The 23,453-nt window shown below is 41.5% G+C and carries 16 protein-coding genes; 8 read left to right on the top strand and 8 right to left on the bottom strand.

Annotated features, from left to right (window positions below):
- Window positions 1–28: 28 nt before the first annotated feature.
- The 8 genes from LC605_RS02775 to LC605_RS02740 form a co-directional block, all read right to left on the bottom strand.
- Window positions 29–2,983 carry an S-layer family protein gene (locus LC605_RS02775; RefSeq protein WP_229546051.1) on the bottom strand — a complete coding sequence of 985 codons (2,955 nt, stop codon included), beginning with the start codon at window positions 2,981–2,983 and terminating at the stop codon, window positions 29–31.
- 200 nt (window positions 2,984–3,183) lie between these two features.
- Window positions 3,184–4,686, bottom strand: coding sequence for an HlyD family efflux transporter periplasmic adaptor subunit (locus tag LC605_RS02770; protein WP_229546050.1), 1,503 nt, complete (start codon window positions 4,684–4,686; stop codon window positions 3,184–3,186).
- Between the two features lie 87 nt (window positions 4,687–4,773).
- Window positions 4,774–6,993 carry a peptidase domain-containing ABC transporter gene (locus LC605_RS02765; RefSeq protein WP_229546049.1) on the bottom strand — a complete coding sequence of 740 codons (2,220 nt, stop codon included), beginning with the start codon at window positions 6,991–6,993 and terminating at the stop codon, window positions 4,774–4,776.
- 243 nt (window positions 6,994–7,236) lie between these two features.
- A complete protein-coding gene (locus tag LC605_RS02760; RefSeq protein WP_229546048.1) occupies window positions 7,237–7,668 on the bottom strand; it encodes a hypothetical protein in 432 nt (143 codons plus the stop codon).
- 535 nt (window positions 7,669–8,203) lie between these two features.
- Entirely contained in the window at window positions 8,204–8,422 is a 219-nt protein-coding gene (locus tag LC605_RS02755) for a hypothetical protein (RefSeq protein WP_229546047.1), read from the bottom strand.
- A gap of 229 nt (window positions 8,423–8,651) precedes the next feature.
- Window positions 8,652–9,320: a DUF3105 domain-containing protein gene (locus LC605_RS02750; RefSeq protein WP_229546046.1), complete on the bottom strand. Its 669-nt coding sequence runs from the start codon at window positions 9,318–9,320 to the stop codon at window positions 8,652–8,654.
- Between the two features lie 889 nt (window positions 9,321–10,209).
- Window positions 10,210–10,596, bottom strand: coding sequence for a DUF4189 domain-containing protein (locus LC605_RS02745; RefSeq protein WP_229546045.1), 387 nt, complete (start codon window positions 10,594–10,596; stop codon window positions 10,210–10,212).
- 552 nt (window positions 10,597–11,148) lie between these two features.
- Entirely contained in the window at window positions 11,149–11,430 is a 282-nt protein-coding gene (locus tag LC605_RS02740; RefSeq protein ID WP_229546044.1) for a hypothetical protein, read from the bottom strand.
- 324 nt (window positions 11,431–11,754) lie between these two features.
- Here LC605_RS02740 and LC605_RS02735 point away from each other — a divergent pair, with 324 nt between their 5' ends.
- From LC605_RS02735 to LC605_RS02700, 8 genes are all read left to right on the top strand, one after another.
- Complete coding sequence (locus LC605_RS02735) at window positions 11,755–12,954, top strand: sigma-70 family RNA polymerase sigma factor (protein ID WP_229546043.1); 1,200 nt, start codon at window positions 11,755–11,757, stop codon at window positions 12,952–12,954.
- Between the two features lie 58 nt (window positions 12,955–13,012).
- Window positions 13,013–14,164: a DUF1822 family protein gene (locus LC605_RS02730; RefSeq protein WP_229546042.1), complete on the top strand. Its 1,152-nt coding sequence runs from the start codon at window positions 13,013–13,015 to the stop codon at window positions 14,162–14,164.
- A 625-nt stretch (window positions 14,165–14,789) separates the two neighbouring features.
- The gene (locus LC605_RS02725) at window positions 14,790–17,171 is read left to right on the top strand and encodes a CHASE2 domain-containing protein (RefSeq protein ID WP_229546041.1); all 2,382 of its coding nucleotides are present in this window, start codon (window positions 14,790–14,792) and stop codon (window positions 17,169–17,171) included.
- 57 nt (window positions 17,172–17,228) lie between these two features.
- On the top strand, window positions 17,229–18,077 hold the full coding sequence (locus LC605_RS02720; RefSeq protein ID WP_229546040.1) for a DUF928 domain-containing protein: 849 nt from the start codon (window positions 17,229–17,231) through the stop codon (window positions 18,075–18,077).
- A gap of 606 nt (window positions 18,078–18,683) precedes the next feature.
- A complete protein-coding gene (locus LC605_RS02715) occupies window positions 18,684–18,818 on the top strand; it encodes a microviridin/marinostatin family tricyclic proteinase inhibitor (protein WP_229546039.1) in 135 nt (44 codons plus the stop codon).
- A gap of 262 nt (window positions 18,819–19,080) precedes the next feature.
- Complete coding sequence (locus LC605_RS02710) at window positions 19,081–20,073, top strand: MvdC family ATP-grasp ribosomal peptide maturase (protein WP_229546038.1); 993 nt, start codon at window positions 19,081–19,083, stop codon at window positions 20,071–20,073.
- Between the two features lie 78 nt (window positions 20,074–20,151).
- The gene (locus LC605_RS02705; RefSeq protein ID WP_229546037.1) at window positions 20,152–21,129 is read left to right on the top strand and encodes an MvdD family ATP-grasp ribosomal peptide maturase; all 978 of its coding nucleotides are present in this window, start codon (window positions 20,152–20,154) and stop codon (window positions 21,127–21,129) included.
- A 221-nt stretch (window positions 21,130–21,350) separates the two neighbouring features.
- Window positions 21,351–23,447, top strand: coding sequence for a patatin-like phospholipase family protein (locus LC605_RS02700; protein WP_229546036.1), 2,097 nt, complete (start codon window positions 21,351–21,353; stop codon window positions 23,445–23,447).
- Window positions 23,448–23,453: the final 6 nt, after the last annotated feature.

Below are 23,453 nucleotides of genomic sequence, written 5' to 3'. Positions count from 1 at the left end.
AAATTCCTCTCCCGATTGGAGTAACGAATTATTGACTACAGGGCATGGCAGAGGGAATAGAAGAACTTTGCACAGATTGAGCCACAAGAATAACATCACCCTTAGCATCGACAATCCATCCTTGAGCTTCTACAATGCGATCGCTAGATTTGGTCATAGATACAGTAGATAATTTATCCGCGATGGTTGTTGCTTGTGGTGGCAAATCTACCCAACCACTAATCACTGCTCGTCCCCGCAACGGTTCATTAGGACTTTGGGGTAATCCACCGCGTCCGGTGGCGATAAAACGACTAGCGTTTTTTCCTCTTCTGGGAGTGCAACCTTGGGCAATTTGTTGGGATGCATCCACGAGATTAGAGGGGAGTTGAATTAAGCCGCGACTGGGGTCAGTATCTGGACTGTTGATAGTTACTTCCCCGCTCACCCCCAATTCTGAACTCGCTGTAATGTCACTGTTTTCGGTTAGGCGTTTTTGCGGCAAAATACCGAAAATACCGTTGGTTGTAATGTCAACTCTACCACCAATCCCTGTAAAGGCCTTAGCGCTGATATCACTATTTTCGTTGGGAACGGCGACAATAAATCTTGAGTTGATATTGATATTACCGCCATTGCCACCTAATTTGTCTGTACCTGCGTTGGTGGAGATTTGACTGTTGCGACGGAGTAAGAGTAAGTTGCTGTTGAGATTGATGTTACCACCGTTACCAGATGCAGATTCGGCGTTGAGTTTACCTTGGTTATCTAAGGTAATTTCGGGTGAGTTGATTTCGATGTCGCCTGTGATTCCTGAACCTGTGGAACTGACAAATAAGCCACTGTTAGCACCGATATTTCCGACGCTGCCAGGAAATTTAGTAACCCTGTGATTGTAATTAGGGTCACTACCGCTAATAATCACTCTGTCAGTAGCATTGACTGTAATTTTACCTGCACGTCCATTGCTTGAGGTAGTAGTAGTGAGTTGTCCGCCACCTGTTGCTTCAAAGACATTTGCATTCACCCTAATATCGCCACCCTTACTATCATTGTAAGTGCGTGCATCTAATAGAGCACCATCTCGTAACTTCAAGGAACCAGCATCAATGATAATATTTCCGCCATTCCCTTCTGTACCTCTATCCACATAGCTAAAAATCGCACTGGAAAAACTATTTTTCACACCAGCAATATCAACATTTTTCACACCAGCAATATCAACTTCCCCAGAAACTTTCACTTTTACATTCCCCGCATCCCCTTTTCCTGCTGGTTGAGTATAATATGCACCACTAGTAATAGTTATCATTTGAGCGCCATCTTGTACTGAGAGGGAAGCAGCATTTATGTCAATATTGCCACCCTTACCCACACCCCCTGCATCCACTTGGGTTAAGATGGCAGCATTACCTGCAAGGGAAACAGCATCTTTTGCAATCACTGTCACATTCCCCGCATTCCCTCGTCCACGAGTTACGGCAGAAAGTTGAGCGCCATCTCGTAACTTTAAGGAACCAGCATCAATGGTAATATTACCTCCCTTGCCTACTGTACCTATTTCTAGATTGCTGTAAATCCCAGTAGCAGTGAAAATGTTACCAGTATAAACAATATCTGCAATATCTACTTCTTTGGTAACTTTCACATTCACATTCCCCGCATCCCCCCTACCTGCTGGTTGAGTATCATATGCACCACTAGTCGCAGTTACTAGTTGAGCCATATCTCTTAGTGTCAGTGTTGCAGCATTGATGTCGATATTGCCACCCTTACCCACACCCCCTGCTGCTACTTCTGCTGTTATACGAGCATCTGCAACGTAAACGGCATCTTTTGCAGTCACTGTCACATTCCCCCCATTGCCCTGTCCAAAAGTTAAGGCTTCAAGTTGAGCGCCATCACTTAGAGAGAAGTCACCAGAATCGATGCTTATGTTACCCCCATTACCTTTTGCTCCTGGTTGCACTAAATTGCGAATTCTGCTTTTAGAACCTGCAATTTTGATTTCCTCGGTAGCATTTAGCGTAATATCCCCAGCAACAATTTTAGGTGTCCCCAAACCTTTAGCAATACCAGCAGATAGCCCACTTCCTCCCAAAATCTCTAAATTGCGGGCATTGATAGCAATATTACCGCCACCAGCAGCTTCTACATACACACGCGCTTGATTGGTAAGCGATACCGAAGCACGAGTCGCATTAAGAGGAAATTTCAAGCTGAAATTATCCTCATTAAAAAGAAGATTGACATTTCCAGCTGCTGCTAACCCTCCTAATTCAACTCTCCCACCATAAGCATTTAACTGGCCGCCATCCATGCTGACATTACCGCCCACTAGCAGCAAACTTTGACCATCTCCGACTCGTAAACCAAATGCATTAAAACCAGCAGGATCTATTCCTGCTGGTGCGACTGAGTTGTTTTGAATCGGTGCAGCAGCAATTTGATTGAATAGTAAAGCGGAAGGATTAACTGTTAATAATGGGGAAGGAGTCTGAGAATTCGTTGCACTAAATTCCAACCCATTGCCAAATACAAAAGAATTTGCCGTACTTGCCACAAAGGAACCTGCCACATCTAGACGTGCATTATTCCCAAATAAAATCCCATTGGGATTAAGAAAAAACAAATTTGCACCACCATCTACCCCTAAAGTGCCGAGAATATTCGAGATATTACTTCCCGTCACCCGTGTGAGAATATTGGAGATTCCCGTAGGATTGGTAAAATAAGCTCGTTGAGATTCTCCGACATTGAATTCCTGGAAACTATGGAACAGGTTCGCACCGCGAATTGCACCACCATCAATCCGGTCAGCCGGAAGTCCTTTAATATTGACATTGGGAGTAATTATTGAAGAGCGATCGCCCAATGTTCCATCAGGCGTAATCTGGGCTAAAGCGTGATTTTCACAACAAAATATGACATGAGCAAGCACTCCAGTAATGCTAAAAACTCTTAATAAACCTAAGAGCCAATTCCTTTTTCCACAGATTGCCATATCATAACCAGCCTCGCCTGCTTATTTTTTATCTGTGAATATGCAATTAATCACGCCACGGTTTCGAGCCACATCTTCAAATGTTTTCAGCTAACCGTCGTGATAGATTTTCCTACAATTAATTTCAGCAGATATTGTAACTAGATAAGAGTAAAGTTTTTAAAACTTAAAATTAGGTAATGGTTCGCAAAAGAAAAAGGTTACAAATCAGTAATCAACCTCGCCTTACGGAGGAAAAATTGCAGCACAGTTTCTTCACGGGAAATAATATCAACCCTACCCTCCATACCCAATTGAATGTGACACTGGTTTTTCCCTTTACCTAAAACCAAAGTTTCCGGTTCAATAGTCACTTGATAAAAAGCACCAGTTGCAGTAGCTTTTGGGCTAGTAGTCCCATTCATCGATGTATTTGTGCCATTCTTTTGAGGAGCGATCGCATCTGGAGAAATCGTCTGCACTTGACCATTCAGAGTACCATAATCTGGGTAGGGGCAAGCGCTGACTCGCATTTGGACTTTTTGACCAATTTTTAACTTACTTTGATCTTCAGATGCCACGGCAGCTTTCAAAACTTGAGGTGCATCAGTGGGGACAATTTGCAATACTTCCTCGCCAGCACGCACAGTTTGACCTGGGTTTCGCAGATTGAGTTGGGAAATGATACCATCGGCGGTAGCTGCGATCGCAGTTTGAGCTAAATTTATTTTGGCTTGTTTGAGTTCGCTAGTATCACGCTCTAACTGCTTTTCAACTTCAATCCGTTGCTTAACTAAAGCTTGGCGTTCCTTCTCTAATGTTGCTTTGTTACTTTCCCCTCCGGCTTTTTCTTGAGCAATTCGCTCAGTAGCAACAGTTACTGCTGCATTACTTGGATTTACAGCAACTTGGGCGCGTTGTCTTCTGGCAATCACAGCAGATACCGCTTGTTGTAACCGTTCAATTGTCTGTTTTTGCGTCTCCACTGCTGCTTGTTGCGCCTTTACCGCTTGCTCTTGCTGTCTGGCAGATAATTGTGCTTCTTCTAATTGATCTTGAGATAGCGCCCCTTGGTTGGCTACACTCTCATATCGCTTCTGTTTTGACTGGGCTACACCCAAAGCAGCTTCAGCAGCATGGAGATTTGCTTGTGTTGTTTTTAACTGTGCTTCCCCAGCCAGCAATTCTTTTTCAGCAATTTTGACGTTGGCATCAGCTTCTTGAAGTTCAGCAACAGTGGTAAGATTTTTATCTTGATACTCCCGACGGCGGCCGCTCAATTCGGCTTGGGCGCCAGTAATAATCCGGTTAAGGCGGTCAGTTTCAGCTTGAATCTGGATATTAAGGGAACTAATCTGGGCATTAATTTGCACTAGTTGTAACTGAGATTGTTGAATGCTAGTTTGCAATTGGCTTTTTTTGGTTTGCAAACGGGAGTCATCGATAGTTGCGATCGCATCTCCTTTTTTGATAAGTTGATTTTCTTTGACATAAATGTGCATAACCTGACCTTCAGTCGCCGCTTGCACAATTCGCAATTCACCCGCCGGACGCACAACCGCCTGTGCTTGAACTGTAACCTTATACTTACAAATTGCAGCAAGTGGCGCAGCTAATCCGAGAACGCAGAGAATAAACATTCCGCCCCATGTTGTCCAACGAGTAATTGGTGGGAGGAATTCGTTTGTTTGAATTGGGGGGAGAAAATTTGTGTTGCTAACCATGATGTAATATGAATAAACCGCAGAGGCACAGAGAACACGGAGAAAGAGAAAACAGAGATTTTTACAACTGCTAAACGAATTGCTATCTTAATTAATGGTGGCAGTTTTACCGTTACGGTGAACTGGAGAAGATGTCAGCGCCAAGGCATTCTGAGAGGGGAAAATATCATCTAAGAAGTCTAAATGTTCACCAGGTAAAGAGCGCAATTCTTCTGGTGTACCTTGGATTTTTAAGCGTCCTTGTTCTAAAAATACAATTAAATCTGCTCTCTGTATTACCTTGGGACGGTGACTAATTAAAATAGTCGTTTGATTGTGACGATGGGATAAAAGTCTATCTAATACTTGTCTTTCGCTTACTGGGTCGAGTGCGCCTGTGGATTCATCTAAAATTAAGACTGCTGGCTGAGTAACTATGGCTCTGGCTATGGCTAATCTTTGGCGTTGTCCACCGGAAAGATTTGCCCCAAATTCTCCTAAAACAGTTTGATATTTATCAGGGAGTTTGCTAATAAATTCATCTGCACCTGCAATTTGACAAGCTTTGACAATTTCTTCAAAACTAATATGGGGATAGCTAAACTGAAAGTTATCAATAATAGAACGACTCCAAAAGTGGGGTTCTTGAGGAACTAATACCACTTGTTGACGTAGACATTCTAAGGATAGGTCTTGCTGATTATAAAAACCATAACGAATATTGCCAGACTCGACTTTATATAAGCCAGTCAGCAATTTCGCCAGGGTACTTTTACCACAGCCAGATTTGCCAATTAAAGCAATAACTTTACCGCCAGGAATAGTTAAGAAAAAATCTTGTAGGAGGTCAACTCTACCTGCGTGATGAAAGTTAAGTTCAGTGCAAGTAATATCTGCATTCCCAGGAATTTGTGCCCAAGGCTTTTTAAAGTCATTTTCGGATTCTGGAGTAGCATCAATCACTTCTGTCATCCGTTGAAGGACTATCTGGGCTGTGATAAACTCATCTACTAAGCCGATGGCAGCACCTAAGAATCCCAGAAAGTTGCCACTCATGCCGTTATATGCCATTAATTGACCGATTGTTAAGGTGCGATTAATGACTAAATAGCTACCCATCCAAAGGATGCCAATACTAATGAAGGTGGAAAGAATACCAGTAACTGTACTGCTATACAGTCCCAGTTTCATCATACTCCAGCCCAAGTTGGCAAGACGACCATAATTCCCTTGGTATTCTGACCAAGCTTGGGGAGTGGCTTGGGTAGTTTTTAATACTTGAATGCCGCGAAATGTTTCTACCAAAAAACCTTGGTTTTCTGTACCAGAAACAATCAGATTTCGGGTTTTCTGGCGCATCGCGGGTAAGAAAAGCAGGTTAACACCCGTGACAACTATAAATGCAACTATGGAAGCGAGAGTTAGTTCCCAACTGTAAAAGAGCATAAAACCCAAGGAAATTACAGCAATAAAGAATTGACTGGGTAATCCCAGGACAATTTGGGAAACTAAGTTATTGATGGCTTTGACATCGGCAATGCGGCTGACAACTTCTCCACTGCGTCGTCCTTCAAAGTAGGATAGGGGTAAATGTAAGAGTTTGCGTCCGTATTCTAGAATTAGTCCTAATTGCAATCTTTGACCAAAGTGACCAATGAGGTGAGATTGGACTAAACTAATGGCGCTTCTAATTAAGTTCATGGCGATAACGCCAATGGCGACGGTGGTTAGTAGTTGGGTATCACCTCGTACTAAGACATCATCGGTGAGGAGTTGCATCATGAAGGGAGATGCCAAAGAAAGTAGTCCAATGGCGATGTTAATGGCGATCGCTTGGGCGAGAATAGAACGATAAGGCCAAACCCGTTGCAGATATCTTCCCAAACCGCCAATTTTATCTGATTCTTGTTGATAAAAACGACTGTCGTCTGGGGTCAGTAGTAACATGACGCCATTACCCCAACCTACCATTAACTCTTGACGGGTAAGGTAACGAATACCAACACCAGGGTCGGCGATGACGTATTTTTTGCCTTTTTGCCCGTATAATACGACCCAGTGGTAGCCTTTCCAGTGGATAACTGCTGGTAGGGGAGCTTGATCTAATTGGTCGATTAATTCGGGGCTGGCTTTAACTTGGCGGGCGTTGAATCCTAGTACTTCTGCACCCCGCTTCAATCCCAGCAAGGATGTTCCTCTAGAACCTGTACCTACGGCTTCGCGGACGCGGTTGAGGGTAAATGTGCGTCCGTAGTGTTTGGCAATGGTCGCAAGACTTGCTGCACCGCAGTCTTCTTCACTGTGTTGGAGGACTATTTGGTATTTCATTTTCTCGTGTGATGATTGGCGAGAAAATACAATCGAGTCTTGTGACCCGATTGTATTAAGTGTTTATTTTTTCCATTCAGATTTTTGACTGTTTGGGGTATAGTCAAAAGTAGTTGGTAAGAGCGATCGCTTGGCAGTCCCTCAAGACGCACCGATGGCGATCGCTCAAAGATGTCTACCCCACTCTTTACTATTAGGTCTAACTGAGTAGGGACTCCTTAGGATGTCAGACAACCAGTTCAGTTAAGCTTCGTAAAATTCATATCTTCTTCCTGGTGCTAGCTCCTGAGTCTGATTTTGTACCCCTGGTAGCAGTAGACTAAGATCCCAACTTGCTATAGCTATTGGATCTAGACCTAGAAAATCTGAAACTTGCCCTGGGGCAATGGGAAGATTACTGCCAGCGCTAGGATCATCATAGGCTAAGTCATAGAACAAATTGTACTTAGTGCTATTTGTTATTTGAAGAACCGTCGGGTTGGCCGCAACACGCTGGAAATCTCCTTTGAATGCGATAGGCACGCTGGCCCTAGCTGGACCGGCATCTCTAATTAAAACTATATACTTTCCTCCCTCAAGAATTGCTCCTTCTTCGGGAGTTAATTCGGTGAACAGTTGTTCTTGACTAACAACAGAAGAGTTAGAACTAGAGGTCATGCTGTAGATATTTAACATGGTTTTTCTCCTTGTTTAATTAGGTCATGCAGAGATAATTAGGTAACTTTTAAAAAGTTGCATATTTGTGGAATAAATTTGCGGCTGTAACTATGGAAATTTTGTTCTGTATTTGACGAACTTATTCAATGATTCCGCTAGTCCCCAAAGAAAGCATCTTTTTAGTCTTACTTACTAAATCAACTTCTCTGCATATCACTCTCTACGATGACTTTTAGTCTTTATGCACTGAGATCGGAACTATTTTGAAAAAAATTGCAAATCATTATGCATAATAAAATCGGGGCAAATACCCCGATTTTATTATGTGCCTAGCTTTTTAGCTCAGATTTTTGAGTAGTTATGTTAAGCCCAAAATAATAGTTTCCTGGACTTAGTGTGGTGACGTAGCCGCCACGGTTCCAACTTCCTGCTTTTGTGTTAAGAGTGACGTAGCCACCCATATAATCATCGAAAGGGTCTTTGTCGTAAAGTTAAGACTATATCAAGAGCCTTCAATTTGGTCAACTCTTTCTGCGGCTTACTATAGAGCAGTCTAGTCTTTTCGGGAAACTATGGTATTAGGAATACAGCCTAGCTGAGGATTAAGAGGTGGTAACGCTGGTATCCAACCAGGGGGACAGCCAGGATGAGGCAAAGGAAAAAGTAATACTTTTTGCGGTGCTGACTGTCCGCCTCCCACACACTCAGCAGTTTGATTGTCCAGTTCTTCAAATAAATTCAAGTCTTCTACTAAGAGGCTTTTGCTTCTCATTTTTCTAGTCTCCTTTTACTTGAGATTCTGTTTTGCGGGTTTGAACCCCTTCACTTTGGTTATTGGAGTAGTGTTTGCTGATTTATGCACTTGTTCACCGATAATGTTCTCATCCGATAGCTAGCAAAGAAAGTCTTTACGAGGACTTTTAGTGTGTAGGTTGGGTTGAGGAACGAAACCCAACATTTCCGGGGCTGTTTCCTTCCTATCGAGGTATTGAGCAAACTTTTCAGAGCGGACATAGCCCTTGCTGGCACTCAGGGCCACGACTAATGTGCGTATCATAAAATACCTGTACTGCTGTATAACTGTAACGGTCGAGCTTCTGCAAGTAATTCCAAGCAGTCAGTGCAATTGCCGTGTCGAGGTTTAACCGTGGTGTGACGATAATACGTCCGTTAAACTTGCTCAAAGACCGCGCCTGCTGCCATAGCTGAACCAACTCTTGACCTTTAATTTGATTAGGGTTATAGCTAATAATCACACCACCGTGTTCCAAATTGTGTACTAAAAATTCATCAGCAGGTGGATATATGTAGATGCCCCACGGTGCTGGGTACGGGTAATGTGGGCCGGAGGTTGGTGGATTTGAGTTATAGCTGAATAATTTACCTACTTCTATATGTTGTTGCCCCAAATCTGGGAAACGGATTCCGGGTAGTAGAGTACCAGATTTTAGCCCTGGCAACGGTGATTTTAATTTTGTTACTGCAAAAGGTTCGATTAAGCCATTCCACTGTAGTGTGGAATTCCTCATTGAACTAGAAGTTGAAGTAGTACTCGGTTGTGAAGAAGATTCATGAGAACTCCCAGGCAGGTTTCCAAATAGTAGAGTTATGGCGATCGCCAAGACCAGGCGAAATACTAACAAACCTGATTTAGCAAGTTGAATTTTCATATAAAGTCTGCTCAAATGATAGGGGAAAATTTATGTATTTTCAAATCAACTAATCAAAGTCGAATCTTTGGTGTTTGTTGCAAAAAAATTACATTTGCAAACCTCTACTTTATTCTGCAACTTGAGCCATTATTTTTACACAGCATATCGAGTTTTTGTTACAAATGTTTGAAGTTTGTACTGTTACGGTCACGTTAAGTTTTAAGACACACTTTTAGCTTACTTATATGCTGTGCAAAGCTTACCCAAAAACGTGATCCACATTAGCTTTAATGTTAGTAAGGTGCGTTATGGACGTTAGTCCATAACGCACTGAAAATCTAGGATGGTGCGTTAGTTTCGGATATAACACACCCTACTAGCGTGTCAAGGCTAAAATGTTGCAATAAATTTTCTTGTGGAGTGGACATCTTGTCATTAGTGTCAACAAAAGCCTTGAAATAGCTTCACTGTTGGCTTCATCACCCGCCTGGAACTGAAGTTCCAGGCTAACAGTTCAAGTCTACTGAAGTAGACTAAAGATTTTTGCACAATTGAGTCATCTTTTAGATGACTTTCGCTATTCTTCTTGGAACTTCAGTTCCTTGCGGGACATCGGTTTTACGTTAAGTTGACACCAATGACATCTTGTCCGCCCCGGACGGGTGAGACACCCATCCCACAAGAGTTTTTCTAATGCACTATTTAATGCTAGACACGCTACTAAAAAATAGGATTTGGGGTAATTAAATTATTTGTATGCACCCCGTAGCTTCAAAAGCAGGACTGTGTGGAATGGATGAATCAGCTTCGGACAGGCTCGATTGTTTTTGATATTAAGTTGCAGCCTGGTTCGCGGATCTCGTCGTATACAATTGTGGCTTGGTTACAATTGAGATTTTTTGATTGTTTAAGCCTGTATTGTAGTAACTAAATTACAATTGAGACCGTTTTTACTACACTCTTGTAGAGCATTGGCTTCTGCTGCCCCTTTGTCTGTATTCCATGCCCAACCGTAGGCTAAATTGGAGGCTCGCGCTAAAGATGCCCAAGCATTTTGAACCCAAACTGCAACAAAACAGTCTCCTAGTCCAGAAGAACTCTCACATTCTCTCAAAGCTCTGTTCTCAGCAGCAGTGCGGTTGGAGTAGTTGAAAGACCAACCCGCGGCCCCATTGCCTGGGGAATAGGCGATCGCACCAAATTCGTCAGCACCACCACAACAAGCAGCAGATTGTTGCGGAGTTAATTCAGTAAATAGCCGTTCGTTTGTGGTCATTTTGTCGATGGTTAACATGGTTTTTTTCCTTTTTTAACTCATTGATATTCTCTTGAAGCTACGGGGCTGATTGAGTCAGTTTAATTCACCTTGCTTGCACCTTTTTTGTAGTACTTACTAAAACACGATTCACTAATAAACATGAGATTAAGAAACCCAGTTTTAATGTTGTTTACAATCAAATATTCTTTGTTGTAACCCAACGAAATCTGGTTTTTTCCTCATAGTCCTGAATACTGAATCGGTGTTATAGGTGAATCTCTGTCCTAGAATTGTTTACGACGACTTTTAGTCTTTATGCACTCAGATCGGAACTATTTTAAAAAAAATTGCAAATCATTATGCATAAAAAAATCGGAGCAAGTGCCCCGATTTTCTACTGTATTCAGCTTTTTAGCTCAGATTTTTGAGTGGTTAACTCTTTGATCTAAGGAACAGCTAGTCTTAAAACGCAGAGAATAAACATTCCGCCAAAGGTTGTGCATTGCTTTTGTGAAGAGTAGAGAATGAAGGAAATCTTTGGCTCATTCCCTTACTCTTTATTGATTTCAACGGCTGTCCTGACTTAAATTAGAGTATAGCTTGTCCAAGTTTATATCCAGCCTTGGCTCCAATCTTGGTTCCCTTCCAGATGTCAGTGTCCAAACCTAATGCACCACCAATAGCACCAACAGTAGCACCAACAGCGCCTCCGACAACTCCCACAGCAGCGCTACCAACATCTTCCACTACGTCAGTAGCTGTGTCTACGACTTTGTCAACGATGTCGCCAATGCCCCAACCGCCATTGATGGCAGCTGCTTCTTGAGGGATTAATTCAGTGAACAATTGTTCATGCTGATTGTCTTTCATGTTTTTCTCCTTGATTAAAATTGACTTAAGTTTCTTAAAAAGAAGTTTTTCCCCAGGTAGAGGAATAAGTAATGAGGCAGTAATCAAATGCCCCATGCAGAGATAATTGGATAAATTTTAATTCACCTTATTTGCACTTTTTTGTAGTACTTACTAAATGAATCTCTCTGCATATCACTCTTTACGACGACTTTTAATTTTTATGCACTTGGATGAGAAACTTTTGGAAAAATCTGTAAAGTCCTTACGCAGCAAGGAATTAGCTTTTGTCCCTATGGCTGTATAATTGTAATCAGCTATGTTTCAAACAGCGGCAAGTATTCCATGCAACCCCGACAGGGCATTGTTGAAATCTTTTCTACCTTTGTGCAATTTGATGTAGATCAATTTAGTGGTTGGGCAACAGATGCCAAACTGCGACGCAGTATGAAAGTTTGCCTGGAGTCGTCAACTGAGAAATCAGATACCTTTTGGGCACTTTACTGGTATAGAGTTTGGCAGACTGAATCTAGTGCTGTGGCACTTGCACATCTTTCTGCTTATTTACAAGAGGTGTGCTACTGGACTGCCAGAAAATTTGCCCTCAACTTTCCCACGCAGTCGTCTGTAGCAGATTGTTTTCAGCTGGCGATCGCTCATATTAACAAAATCCTCAAAAATTTCAACCCTCAATACAGTTCGCATTTAAAAGCCTATGCAGAATTAACTTTTGAATCGATTATCAAAGATGCACTGCGCTTACATCGGGAAGCAGACATTTGCTCAGACTGGGCATTGCTGCATAAACTCAGCCGCAAACGACTAGTGCAGTCATTACAAAATGCCGGATTTAACGCCGAAAGCATCGAGAGTTATGTTTTAGCCTGGGAATGCTTTAAGGAACTCTACACAGGTGATAATACAAAAATTCGTCAACTGACCAAACCAGATGCTCGGACTTGGGAGGCTATTAGTAATCTTTATAATGCAGAACGTTTCAGCCGATTGAGTTCGCCCACCGCCGCAATCAACCAGCAAACCATAGAAACCTGGGTATTATCTGCTGCTAAAGCTGCACGTACTTTCCTGTATCCTAAGTTGGTTTCCGCAGACGCTCCCCTCAAAGAAGATGAGGGTAATTTATTAGATATATTACCTGTAGATTTGCAAACATCTTTACTAACTGAAATTATTGAGCAGGAAGAAGCTGTGAATATGCGATCGCATCAAGCTCAGTTAAACCAAGTTTTGTCCCAAGCGATCGCTGCACTAGATACTGAGTCCCAAAAAGTACTACAAGCTTACTACGTTCAACAACTGACTCAACAAGAAATTGCTGCACAGCTAGAAATTAAGCAATATACTGTTTCTCGTCGCCTGAGCAGCATGAAAAAGTCATTGCTTCTGACTCTGACGCAATGGAGTCAAAACACCTTGCATATTTCCCCTAAATCCGACGTAGTGGATGCCATAAACACAAGTTTAGAGGAATGGCTTAAAGTTCAATATAGCCATACCCAGATTCAATCAGTAGACAAGAAATAATTTTGTCTCTCCCCTCTCCCTAACACGGTCTTGATATGAAGACATTCTAAAATAATTTATGTTGAACCCACCTGCCCCATTCACTATTGACTCACAGCATTTATATTTGGAAATTACTCAATTTCCAGAAGTGCAAGAACAACCATACTCAACAGCTGGTGCTTGTCAACGTGGGTGGATAAATCAAAAATGCTTGCAAGCATTTTTGCCTTGGTTCCAGGAGGAAATTGCTCCCACCGCCAGAGTTTATCCTAACAGTGCGGCATTGCCGAGTTTTTGGGAAGTAGTCAATGGCACAGCTATTACTTTCGATCGCGATCGCCTGGTATTAATTCCCACCCTGGCGATGGATGACGATGAGTTACGCGTACCGCAAGAATGGGTAGATATACCAGAGTGGGTTGCTGACTATTACATAGCAGTACAAGTTAATCCTGATGATGGCTGGATGAAGATTTTTGGCTACACAACTCATCAAATTCTGAAAACAAAAGGGGTTTACGATGCTGGCGATCGCACTTACAGCTTGGAAAGTGAAGATTTAATTCCAGATATTAATGTGCTGTGGGTTACACGCCAACTTAATCAGCCAGAAGCCTTACGTGCTGAGATTGCACCTTTAGATCCGATTGGCAAAATTCAGGCAGAAAACCTTTTAGAAAGATTGGGCGATCGCGATGTGAAATTCCCACGTTTAGCAGTTCCATTTTCACTCTGGGGTGCGCTCTTGGCACATAGCGGTTGGCGAAAAAAGTTGTATGAACTGCGTCAGGGTTTACTCATACAGTCGTCAATTCCGCAATGGTTACAGACAGGAGTAGCCAATTTAGTTCAACAGTGGGGATGGGAAAAAAGAGAATTCGTTGTGGTAGCTGTCGGAATGCGGAGTGCAGAACCAGTTCTCGGCTTGTCTCGGCAAATAATCATTGCAGAGCAAACATACGAGTTACGCATTTTCCCAAAAAGCGCTTCTGAGGATTATGTTTGGCGTTTTGAATTGCGAAGTACAACTCTTGATGGTCAAATTCCGGCTGGGTTTAAGCTCCGATTACTAACGGAAGACTTACAAGCTTTTGAAAATAATCAAGATACGGCAACAACTGCTGTAGATATGTTGTATTTAGAAGTAATTTTGGAACTAGGAGAAGGATTAGTTTGGGAAATAGAACCCACACCTGAAGACTATGAACGAGAGATTTTGCGGTTTTAAATGTTACCTTCAAAAATCTTCATGTTTAGCCTCTATTATTTACTCTTAAACTGAATTTAACTACACACAGCAACCTATTTAGCAAGCCCTATGTAGCAGGGTGTAAGGGCACGGCAGTGCCCATTGGTGTCAATTTAACGTGAAACCCCCTTGGTGACAACGTTTTGCCCTCACCCCAGCCCCTCTCCCTTGGGGCTACGGTGTACACACAAGTCTTGCCGCAACCAATGAATCTCGCTGTGTGTTCTATCCCGCCTCGGAATCAATTCCGAGTCTCATAGCCCAAGTCCACTGAAAGTGGACTAAATCATTAATTCAGTCCACTTTCAGTGGACTTTCGCTATCAGCCCAGAAATAAATTTCTGGGCGGGATGTCAGTGAGTGTAACAGTTTCACTCTCACAAAAACGTGGGTAGAGGCTTTTGGGTTCTGTGTACACCGTAGCTCCCTTGGGGAGAGGGGAGCTAGACATTCAATTCCCCTTCTCCCAAGGGAGAAGGGGTTAGGGGATGAGGGCGTGAGGGATTTGTAAAACGCCTGTCTGATATAGTTTTCGGCTTAAGTTTACACAAATGATCAGTGCCGTGCCCCTACGGGCATACTCAACATCTAGGGAGAACTAGCTGTGGACAAGTTAATCATCTTAAAGTTAGGGGAGGGAAACTTTGAACAAGGGTTTACCGTGACTCTACAGATTGGCGATGAAAATGTCCGCCCGACTGTGGAAATCACAGGTGAGCTTCCCCCCAACCCAGGAATTCTCCGCGATTATCATCGTTGGCAATCTATTTATCGTAATTTAAAGTTGCCATCTCGTCCCATTGGTCTACCTAAAGAACTTAATCAAGTTCCCAGTCTAGAATACTGCCAGCAGGTGAGTGAGGAATTTAAAGTAAGTTTTAATACTTGGCTTGCTTCCGATTCCTTTCGTTCCATCCGCGAGAAATTGTTAGAAAAACTCATGCTTGCGGATAATATTCGGGTGCTTTTACAAACCAAAGACCTGCGATTACAGAAATTCCCCTGGCATCTTTGGGATTTGCTAGAACGCTATCCCCAGGCGGAAATAGCCCTGAGCGCTCATGCCTACGAACAAGTCAACCTTAACCGCATAGCAACTACATCCGACAAAGTAAAAATCTTAGCGATTTTGGGTAACAGTCAAGGTATTGATACCAAAGCAGACCAGGCGCTACTTAATTTGTTACCCAATACAGATATCACTTTTTTAGTTGAACCACAATGCCTTGACCTTACTGACCAGCTATGGGAGCAGAATTGGCAGATTCTATTTTTCGCCGGACATAGTTCTACCCAGGAAACGAATCAAACAGGAAAAATCTACATCAATCAAACAGAAAGTTTAACAATTAGCCAGTTAAAGTATGCCTTGAAAAAGGCAGTAGAACGAGGTTTACAACTAGCGATTTTCAATTCCTGTGATGGCTTGGGATTGGCATGGGAGTTTGCAGATTTACATATTCCTCAAATTATCGTGATGCGAGAGCCTGTACCCGATCGCGTGGCGCAGCAGTTTTTAAAGTATTTTTTGGAAGCTTTCACGCGGGGAGGCTCTTTGTATTTAGCCGTAAGGGAAGCACGAGAAAGGTTACAGGGACTAGAAAACCAATTTCCCTGCGCTACATGGTTGCCTGTCATCTTTCAAAATCCGGCTGAGATGCCGTTGAATTGGGGGGAATTGTTTAGAAATACACCCAATTCAACGGCATCTTTGTCTCAAACCACGCCTGTTAGAGGAACCACAAATCGGCTTGGCTTCTCATCGATCTTACTGGCGAGCATAGTAGTAACTGGAATATTAATCGGGGTAAGGTATTTGGGTGTGCTGCAACCATTAGAGTTAAGTGCATTTGATCAACTGGTACGCTTGCGTCCTCCTGAAAAACCAGATTCACGCCTACTGATTGTCACTGTGACTGAAGAAGATGTCCAGGCGCAAAAATCGGAAAAACCTCAAGGTTCGTTGTCAGACAAATCACTTGCCCAACTGTTAGAAAAATTAGAGGCATATCAACCACAAGTTATTGGTTTGGATATATACCGAGATTATCCAGTGGATAAGGATTATCCAGCATTGGCAGCAAGGATGCGAAAAAGCGATCGCTTTGTCGGGGTGTGTCAACTCAGCGATTCTCAAGCAGGAAAACCAGGTGTAAAACCACCCCCAGAACTTTCTTCACATAGTCTCGGTTTTAGCGATATTGCCATCGATTCAGATAATGTTGTGCGTCGCCATCTGTTAGCATTAACTCCTGCGCCCTCATCTCCTTGTACTGCGCCCTATGCCTTGAATGTTCAACTTGCGCTGCGTTACCTGTATACGAAAGGAATTCGGTTGCAATTTACCCCTGATGGCGCGTGGCAATTAGGGAAGGTGAAATTTAAACCAATAGAAGCTCATACCGGAGGTTATCAAAGGGTTGATGCTTTGGGACACCAAATTTTATTAAATTATCGTTCTTCTCCTTCACCAGAAGCGATACCTTCGGCAGGCTTCGCCAACGCACCAAGTATGACCTTACAACAAGTGCTAAGGGGTAAGCTAAATGCCAATGCAGTCAAAGATAAAATAGTCATTATTGGCACAACAGCAGAAACTTTTGGTGATTACTGGTTAACTCCCTACATCACTCCTCAAGGAAAATTACAGGCAATACCAGGAGTATTTTTACAAGCCCAAATGGTCAGTCAACTGCTCAGTGCTGCTTTGGACGAAAAACCTCTGTTGTGGACTTGGCCGCTTTGGGGTGAGGTAATTTGGATTTGGGGTTGGTCTTTTTTAGGCGGTTTGTTTACTGCTTATCTGCACCGATTCATTTACTTAACCTTGGCAGGAGGAATAGCGATTCTCAGTTTATACGTTAGCTGTTTTATATTTTTAATTGTATATAGTTGTTGGGTTCCCCTGATTCCTGCTATGTTGGCTTTAGTAGGTAATAGTTTAATAGCTACAACTTACTTAAACATAAAATTTAAAAATTCATAATAACGCCCATTTGAAGCATGAAAATCGCCGTTCAGCAGACAGTAGTTAGGAGGTTTTATGAAAAGCCATTTGCAAAAAATACAATTAATCGCTGCATTGGGAATGACTTTGTTGGGAATTATCGGCTATTCTCCCATGATTTCGATGACACCAGTTGCGGCTACTCCTAAGAAATTTTCGCCTCCTCCGCCTCCTCCAGACAGGGGTGCAGCAGGCGATCGCGGAGGGGCTGCAAGTCGTGGTTGTAGTGTTGGGAATCAATCTATAGTTGCACTTGTACCTGTATACAAAGAGATAGTCAATCAAGGACAAACAGAAGCTATTGCTGTTACTAAAGTTTGGGGACTGACGAATCAGGAATATCCAACTTTTTGGTTTTTTGTCCCCTATCAAAAATCTCTAATTGATTCCATTGAGTTTGTTATCAAAGATGAGTCAAGTAAACAAAGTCAAACTTTTTACCGAACAATAGTAACAATACCAGAAGTACCAGGAATTATTAGCATTCGCTTAAACGCAAATACTCCCTCATTGCAAGTAGACAAGATGTATCACTGGTTTTTCAAGATAAAAGTCATTTGTAATCCACAACAACCTCCAAAACGAGAGTATGTGGAAGGATGGGTGCAACGGGTTAATCCAAATCCTAAATTAGTAGATAGCTTGAAGCAAGCAACTCCTCAGCAACGGCTAAACCTTTATGGCGAGAATGGTATTTGGTACGATGCCTTGACTACTTTGGCTGAATTGCGTCTTAGCAAACCTGAAGATCCAACTCTAGCGATGGAGTGGATGAATTTGCTTAAATCGGTAGATTTAGAGAATTTAGCTAAACAACCCCTTATAAAATGTTGTCAATCTAATACAAAGCAGTTAGGGGTGAAAGGCATCACCGTGCCAAAATAAGCTTGTTATTAATTCCTTTTATTGAGAATCGAAATTTCACTTAGACTCGGTAAAAAAATATGACTGTTTCCACAAATTAGGTAAAAATTTACTCTATTTCAAGGGACAAATTCTCCGTAAAAACCCTTACATGACAGTTAGGGTGCGGAATGTGGGTAATATTGATTACTCAACAGTTATAATTATTGAATAACTTTTTCTTAACTTTCTTAAATTTCTTGAATACCTGAGAATAATTACTACTTAACTGTCTTAACTGACCTTGAAAATATATTTAATTACTGATATATCTGTACAGGGTAAGTGCATCTCAAACCCTATTGACACGGTAGTTTTGGGGTTCACCCAAAGCACAAATAAGTTCAAAATTACTACACTTAGCCAAGGGGTGGGATTGACATTTTTGTCTTTATATGAATTGAAAACATAAAAAACTGTTTGAACCATGTTTTTTCAATCATTTACGACAATTCGTCCGATTTTGAATGAAAAATTGATATTTAGATAAAGCTTTAAGCTTTTTGTCTGTATCAAGAGCTACAAAATTAGATGCCCTTACCCTGTATATCTGTAATGGAAACACCAATTTACTTTAAGGGAAACTCTATGCCTACAAACACAGCCAAAACAGTGGATGTCTTAGCGATACCATTCTTTGCGCGTTTCTTGGAAGAGCAAGCTACTGAAGGAACAGAGGTTCCTTGGACTTACAAGTTTCCTTCAGATTTGGAAGATAAATAATTTATTCTTTTACATCTGAAAATACCTTTATTATCGGAAAGATACCTCGTAATTTGCTGAATTCTAATTTATATAGAGTAGCAGTTATCAAATAACTGAAAATTACTCATAGAAACGCGATCGCTTTCATCTTACCTTGTCCATAACATGGAGGTGATTGCTTTTTCTAGCTACCTAAATTCTTCAAAAAGTTTGGGTTATAGAAAGCAGTTATTTTGCTATTAATTAATAGCTATCCCTAAAATAATTATAAAAAATATCTATGCACCTGTTTCGTGACGTTGTTTTATTAATCACCCACAGTGGTGATTTATTCACAATAGATAGAGTGGCAGAAGCCTTATCAAAAAAAGGGGTGCAACCATTTCGTCTAGATACTGATAAGTTTCCTCTAGAAGTGCAATTAACAGCACATTTTGAGAAGTCTAAAAGCTACCACACTATAGAATGTAACAACTGCTCTATTAGCACAGAGCAGGTGCAAGGTGTATGGATGCGCCGTATTTGGGAACCAAAACTGAGTCAAGAATTAGCGCCAAAGTTCCGAGAAGCTTGCGTTAGAGAATCACTTGCAACTTTAGATGGTTTTTGGGACAGCCTGAAGGCAGCTACGTGGGTAGATAATTTAGAGCGGATAGATTATGCAAGTAACAAGCTGCGTCAACTGCGGATTGCGTCTGAAGTAGGTTTTGTTATTCCCCAGACTCTTGTTACCAACAAAGCCCAAGCAGCACGAGAGTTTTTCGGGCAAGTCAACGGCAAAATGGTAAGCAAGCTCTTAACTACTCTTTCCCGCAGTATGGAAGCTAACTCTTCGTTTTTTCTGTATACCAGCACCGTCAAGGAAGAAGACTTACAAGATGCCGAATCACTGCGCTATTGCCCAATGGTTTTTCAAGAGCAAATTCCAAAGCAACAGGAATTACGGGTAGTGTATGTGAATGGTAATGTATTTGTGGGGGCGCTAAATGCAGATGTGTATGCGGGAGCCAAAGTTGATTGGCGTAAACCAGGTGTTGAGGTTGGCGCATGGCAACACCACCAGCTTCCTGATGAAGTAGTTCGTCGTCTCAAAGCCTTTATGGAGAAATTCGGGCTGTTGTTTGGTTCTTTAGATTTCATCGTCACACCATCAGGGGAATACGTTTTTTTGGAAATCAACCCTCTGGGGGAGTGGGGAATGCTGGAAAAGGATTTAGACTTACCCATTGCAAGTGCGATCGCAGACGCCCTACTTCAAAGAAAGAATGAATAATCAAAAATTCAATATTTGATATTAGCCTGCGGCAAGCCACCCAAAAGGCGTCTACATACTTCACACTTCATACTTTTTATGACCGTATTAATAGTCACGTTTAGTAAAGACAACGAAAGCATTCCTCTAGTCATTAAAGAAATTGAGGCTAGGGGAGAAAAAGCATTTCGGTTTGACACAGACAGATATCCCACCGAAGTCAAGCTAGATATTTACTCCGGCGGTACTAAACGAGTAATTATTACTGATGGCGAACAGAAGCTAGATTTGAGTGAGGTCTCCTCAGTTTGGTATCGGCGGATGCGCTACGGAGAAAAAATCCCCGAATCAATGGACAAGCAATACAGAGATGCGTCAATTAACGAATGTCGCGCCACAGTCAGGGGTATGATTGCCAGCCTTCAGGGATTTCACTTTGATCAAATGTTCAATGTGGATCGGGCTAATAATAAGCAACTACAATTGCAAGTTGCACGAGAAGTTGGTCTTGTAATTCCACATACTCTGACTTCAAACAATCCAGAAAAAGTTAAGCAATTTGCTCAAGAGTGTAGCCAAGGTATAGTTACCAAGATGCTATCTTCCTTTGCTATTTATAATCAGCAGGGACGAGAAAACGTTGTGTTTACCACTCCAGTTACAAATGATGATCTGGAGAATATGGAAGGACTGCGTTTTTGTCCAATGACCTTTCAAGAAAATGTGCCCAAGGCGTTGGAGTTGCGGATAACTGTTGTTGGACACCGCGTATTTACTGCCGCAGTTGATTCCCAAAGCTTGTCAGGATCTACTTATGACTGGCGCAAAGAGGGGAGAGCCTTAGTTAAAAATTGGCACCCCTACGATTTGCCAGAAGATATTGAGAAAAAACTGCTCAAACTGATGGCTTATTTTGGCTTAAACTATGGAGCAATTGATATTATTGTCACCCCCGATGGTCGGCATGTATTCCTCGAAGTTAACCCAGTCGGGGAATTTTTTTGGATGGAGATATATTCACCACACTACCCCATTTCGCGGGCGATCGCAGAAGTATTACTGACCAATAAAAATTAGGAAATTGAGCCTTGTCCTATTTTTCTTATCCTCTATCTATCCTATAAGTACTCAGTTAAAAAACACTTTACAGTAGCGTACTCTAGAAGAAAGTAGCCGATTTTGCGTCTATATCACCTACCACTTTGAAAGTTTTTAGTGAGATTTGCTTTATTAATTTTATTGATATTAAATCCTTGATTTAAAAGCACGAGTTACTGACAGTTGGAGATTAAGCCCTTGTGATCAACCTAGAAAATACACAAACAGTTTTAACATTTGATGGGGTAAATGATTATATAGATTTTGGCAGAAACGATATTGGCGGCATTTTCGCTCAAGGGAGTTCAGCTTTTACGGTTTCAGGATGGGTAAATCCACATGAACTAACAAATAAAGCCACTAGTTACGGAACACGCAATGTATTTTTTGCCCGTTCTTCAGAGAGATTCAGTGATAATTTTGAATTCGGCATCAGTGAAACAGGAAGCCTAGATGTCTACATTGATGAAAGTGTTAGCAAGGGTATCAAAACCTTTGGGCAAGGAGAATTAACTATAGGACAATGGCATTTTTTTGCTATTGTTTTTAATAGTGGTCAACTAGCCGTATATCTTGACGATCATGAATACAACGATTCTCTTAGAGGTTCATCTTTAAACAAAGCCACAAGTTCTATAACTCTGGGAGCAACGTTACACAAACAAGTCTATTTCAAAGGACAATTAGCAAACATTAGCCTTTGGAATTATCCCTGTACTCAAGCACAAATCCAGACTCATCGTTGTGGGCTAATAGTCGGCGATGAGGAAGGATTAGTGGCTTACTGGAAATTAGACGAAGGGCAAGGTACAACTGTCAAAAACCAAACTGGAAAGTCCTATCAAGGAAATTTTCGTGGTAATCCTATTTGGACTTTAGCAGAAATTCCATTTGCAACACAATCATTAAATCCAGTTCCATTTGCAGCAGAGTTATCCAATCAAGAAGATATTCAAGAAGAGATCAAAATTGATACAGCAGTTATTCCCGAAGAAAATATCTCACCACTAACCACAAATTTATTAGCAGCAACAGTATCGTTAGTAAGCAACGATAAAGACGAATCAAAGGAAATTCAACAGACAGAAACAAACAGCGAAGAATCCCAGATTATTCCAGCCGCGATCGCTCTCCAGCCACATTACCAGGAAACCAAAACAGACCAAACCGAAGATCCCGTCAATATCCAACAAGCACAAATATTAACTCAGGAGGAATCGCCAGAAACCATGAATATAAAAGCCCGTCCCAAATATAAAATACTTTCCATTGATGGAGGCGGTATTCGGGGCATTATTCCTGCATTACTCCTATCAGAAATTGAAAGGCGGACACAAAAGCCTATATTCAGCTTGTTTGATTTAATTACTGGCACTTCCAGTGGCGGAATTTTAGCACTTGGACTAACTAAACCACGATTAAGTTCCGATGTATCTGATAACTTGCCAGTAGCTGAATACACTGCTGAGGATCTCCTACAGTTATTTCTTGAGTATGGGGTAGAAATATTTTATGAGCCGTTGTTTGAAAGACTACTTGGCCCATTAGAGGATATATTTCTCCAGCCAAAATACCCTTCTGAAAGCAAAGAAGAAATTTTCAGGAAATATTTTGGTAACGCCCCTATAGAAAATAATCTCAAAGAAGTTTTTGTAACGAGTTACGATATCGAGCAGCGAATTCCGATATTTTTTACAAACCAACTAGAAAAGCAGCAAATAGAATCTAAGAATTTTCAGAAATTATGTGGAGGTTTTTCGCTCCTAGATGCAGCATTAGCAACTAGTGCCACTCCGACTTATTTTGCTCCTCATCGGCTTGTAAACCCCCACAATAGCGGCATCAGCTATACTTTAATCGATGGTGGAGTATTTGCAAATAATCCAGCCCATTTAGCTATTTTAGAAGCACAAATTAGTAGTAAACGAAAAGCACAAAAAGTCCTCAATACAGAAGATATTTTAGTAGTTTCTTTAGGTACAGGTTCGCTGACGAGTGTCCACCCTTATAAAGAAGTCAAAAATTGGGGACTCTTGCAATGGGGAAGACCGCTTTTAAATATTATGTTTGATGCTAGTAGTGAAGTGGTAGCTGGAGAATTAGAACAGTTGTTTGAACCTAGCGATCAAGAAGCTAAAAGTTTTTATTATCGCTTTCAAACATTGTTAGATAGTGAACTAGAAGAAATAGATAATACCAAACTCCAAAATACTCGTCAGCTACAAGCTATAGCCCATCGACTAATATCTCAAAAAAGTCAACAAATCGATGAACTGTGTAGTCTTTTGTTAGGATAAATCAGA

The organism is Nostoc sp. CHAB 5836 (assembly GCF_020829445.1).
Classification (GTDB): domain Bacteria; phylum Cyanobacteriota; class Cyanobacteriia; order Cyanobacteriales; family Nostocaceae; genus Nostoc.
Note: the sequence above shows the minus strand (reverse complement) of the source record. Positions and strands in the feature narration are given on the sequence as shown.

Bases quoted from the DNA above. Each gene is read 5' to 3' on its own strand.
- LC605_RS02775 (WP_229546051.1), bottom strand. From the start codon at position 2,983: ATGGCAATCTGTGGAAAAAGGAATTGGCTCTTAGGTTTATTAAGAGTT.
- LC605_RS02770 (WP_229546050.1), bottom strand. From the start codon at position 4,686: ATGGTTAGCAACACAAATTTTCTCCCCCCAATTCAAACAAACGAATTC.
- LC605_RS02765 (WP_229546049.1), bottom strand. From the start codon at position 6,993: ATGAAATACCAAATAGTCCTCCAACACAGTGAAGAAGACTGCGGTGCA.
- LC605_RS02760 (WP_229546048.1), bottom strand. From the start codon at position 7,668: ATGTTAAATATCTACAGCATGACCTCTAGTTCTAACTCTTCTGTTGTT.
- LC605_RS02755 (WP_229546047.1), bottom strand. From the start codon at position 8,422: ATGAGAAGCAAAAGCCTCTTAGTAGAAGACTTGAATTTATTTGAAGAA.
- LC605_RS02750 (WP_229546046.1), bottom strand. From the start codon at position 9,320: ATGAAAATTCAACTTGCTAAATCAGGTTTGTTAGTATTTCGCCTGGTC.
- LC605_RS02745 (WP_229546045.1), bottom strand. From the start codon at position 10,596: ATGTTAACCATCGACAAAATGACCACAAACGAACGGCTATTTACTGAA.
- LC605_RS02740 (WP_229546044.1), bottom strand. From the start codon at position 11,430: ATGAAAGACAATCAGCATGAACAATTGTTCACTGAATTAATCCCTCAA.
- LC605_RS02735 (WP_229546043.1), top strand. From the start codon at position 11,755: ATGCAACCCCGACAGGGCATTGTTGAAATCTTTTCTACCTTTGTGCAA.
- LC605_RS02730 (WP_229546042.1), top strand. From the start codon at position 13,013: ATGTTGAACCCACCTGCCCCATTCACTATTGACTCACAGCATTTATAT.
- LC605_RS02720 (WP_229546040.1), top strand. From the start codon at position 17,229: ATGAAAAGCCATTTGCAAAAAATACAATTAATCGCTGCATTGGGAATG.
- LC605_RS02715 (WP_229546039.1), top strand. From the start codon at position 18,684: ATGCCTACAAACACAGCCAAAACAGTGGATGTCTTAGCGATACCATTC.
- LC605_RS02710 (WP_229546038.1), top strand. From the start codon at position 19,081: ATGCACCTGTTTCGTGACGTTGTTTTATTAATCACCCACAGTGGTGAT.
- LC605_RS02705 (WP_229546037.1), top strand. From the start codon at position 20,152: ATGACCGTATTAATAGTCACGTTTAGTAAAGACAACGAAAGCATTCCT.